1 protein-coding gene is annotated in these 1,286 nt (G+C 67.9%); it reads right to left on the minus strand.

Features of this window, described 5'->3' with window-relative positions; genetic code table 11:
• Positions 1-1,030 (minus strand): condensation domain-containing protein (locus ACFE99_RS24685; RefSeq protein ID WP_375489452.1); only part of this gene is annotated, 1,030 nt, incomplete at its 3' end.
• Between the last annotated feature and the right edge of the window lie 256 nt (positions 1,031-1,286).

The following is a 1,286-nucleotide window of genomic DNA, read 5'->3' on the forward strand; positions in this document are numbered from 1 at the left end:
CCAGGTGCTGGTGCTCAAGGGTGTGGTTATGGACGCTTTGCAGCTGCTCGAGCAGATCGACGGTGCTGGTCGCCGCGGTGATGTTCGCCCGCACCGGCACCGTGTTGATCAACAACCCCACCATTGAGTCGGCGCCGACCACCTCGGCGGGCCGTCCCGACACCGCGGTGCCAAAAGCCACATCGTGCTGGCCAGTCAGCGAGCACAGTAACTGCGCCCAGGCGGCCTGCAGCACGGTGTTGACGGTGGCATGAGACGAGCGGGCCAGCTCGCCCAGCGCCCGGGTGATCTGCTCCGGCACCCGAACCAGTTCAACGCCTCGGGGCCCCAACTTCAGCCGGCCCGGCGGGCCGACCAGGGTGGGGGTGTCACAACCGGCGAGCACCTCGCGCCACGCTGCGCGAGCGGTGTCACGGTCTCGATCGGCCAGCCAGGTGACAAACCGGCGATATGGTGCGGTCGCGGGCAGTCGCTGCCCGAAATAGCCGGCGAATATTTCTGCCAGCAAAATCGGTATCGACCAGCCGTCGAGCACGATGTGGTGATTGGTCAGTACAAACCGGTGCCGGTCTGCGCCGGTGCGGATCAAGATCGCCCGAAAAGCTGGCTCATCGGCCAGCTCACACACCGCGGCGCGTTCGGCGGCACATACCCGCTGGACCTGCTCTTCGACGTCCGGGTCGGCGGTGTTGGCGTCGAGCTCCACATAGTCCCAGGGCGCCACCGGATCGGCCGGGATGAGCTGCACCGGTGCATCGAATTGGTCGCAGAATCGGGCCGCCAGGTGGGGGTGTCGGGTGATCACCGTGTGCACCGCATCGCGCAGCCGGTGCGGGTCAAGCGGGCCGGTGATGGTGATGTCCAGCTGCACCGCATACAGATCGTCGCTACCCCGCGCGCTGCTGGCGTGAAAGAGCAGGCCCTGCTGCAGCGGGGTCAGCGGCAACACGTCAGCGATGCGGTATTGCCGGCCCAGCTCGTCGAGCTGCTGTTGGGTCAGCCGGGCGGGGACGATATCCGAGGGAGTCAACCCGCCCCCACCACGCCGGACGTGCGCGCAGATCCCGGCCAGGGCCTCGAGCCACAGCTGGCTGAGCTGGCTGACTCGGGCCTGATCCAGCGCCGACGGCGCCCAGGTCCAGGTGGCGTGCAGCTTTGGGCCGGCGTCGGATTCGACGGTGCCGGCGTTGAGCTCAACGGTGTGCGCCAGCGGCAGCGGGATCGCCGCGGCCGCACCGGTGACCGCCAAGCCGTCCTGGCTGATCCGCCAGAAATCATCAGAAAGC

This window comes from uncultured Mycobacterium sp., assembly GCF_964249325.1.
Taxonomy (GTDB): Bacteria; Actinomycetota; Actinomycetes; order Mycobacteriales; family Mycobacteriaceae; genus Mycobacterium.